General features: G+C 56.0%; 1 protein-coding gene. It reads right to left on the bottom strand.

All coding sequences use genetic code 11. The features are described from left to right. On the bottom strand, positions 1-1,064 hold a 1,064-nt coding region (locus D3D01_RS22510; protein ID WP_147439984.1), incomplete at both ends, for a LamG domain-containing protein.

Genomic DNA, 1,064 nt, shown 5'->3' with positions numbered 1-1,064 from the left:
ACGTTTTCGCCAATACCAGCGGGAGACGATGCCGGATCTATTTCGTCTGCTGAATCTTTTGTGGCCGCGAGATTGCCGTCAACATATATTTCGGTATCGTCTCCGTCGAAGACGCCGACAAGATGGTACCAATCACCGTTAGAAATATCGTTTGTGGCGGTAGCTATTGTGTAACCGCCGTCGTGAACGGTAAACGTCGGGTACATCCCGCTATCGAACTGGAGATTGTACGATGTATCCGAGTGCTGGAAGATGGCGATCCAGCCACCCTGTGGCGTGTCCTTATTGACCCAGGCAGAGACGGTTACTTCGTCAGTGTCGCTCATTTCCAGCGACTCGCTGTCTGGGACGACTGCGTAGTCATTGGCCCCGTCAAGGTCGTATGCGTTGGTGCCAAACAATCCGATACTGGTTCCAGGGCTCCCCTGCACGGCCCCAGTGTTGTCGTCGCCGTGGGCGGATTGGTCGGTCGCCACTGCCGTGTTCTCGAATGGATAGTATGCGACGAGGCTTGATCCGCCGTTATCTGTCCGCCGATAACCGAGTTGGAGTTCGGTTTCCGACCGCGAACCGACATCGGCGTGCGTGATGCCGGTGGAGTGGCTCTCTCCATCCCAGTCGGCGGCAGTCGTCCACGTATATGGACCGCTGGAGACGCTGGTTGTATCATTGTATGGGGTTCCTGTCAAGGTCGTTCCACCGGGCGTCTCTGCGTCGGTGAGGTTCGCTTTGAAGATTCCATCAGTCCCGGTGGAGACATCTGCAGTATAGGTATATGGACCGGCACCGGACTCGGCGAAGTCCCCCGCAGTGAGCGTTCCGCTCGCGTCACCTCCGAGTTCGACAGTGATGTCGTCGAGCTGTTTCGTCGATTCGAACGTCAGGTCGACATCCTGTCCGCTGGCGGTCAGGTCATAGCTTACAATTGAGGCACTGCCAACAACGTCCTCGAAGCGCGTTGAGTTTGTCCGACCTCCGATATTGTACTTGAGGCCAATACGGACACGCTTTCCGTTCATATTGACCGCCGTGCTGTCTTCGAAATCTCCAATCTCGATTGTTGC

Origin of the sequence: Haloarcula sp. Atlit-7R (assembly GCF_003666065.1) — an archaeon.
In the GTDB taxonomy this organism is placed as follows: Archaea; Halobacteriota; Halobacteria; order Halobacteriales; family Haloarculaceae; genus Haloarcula; species Haloarcula taiwanensis.
The sequence above is the reverse complement of the archived record's forward strand: the minus strand, read 5'-3'. Positions and strand labels throughout refer to the sequence as shown.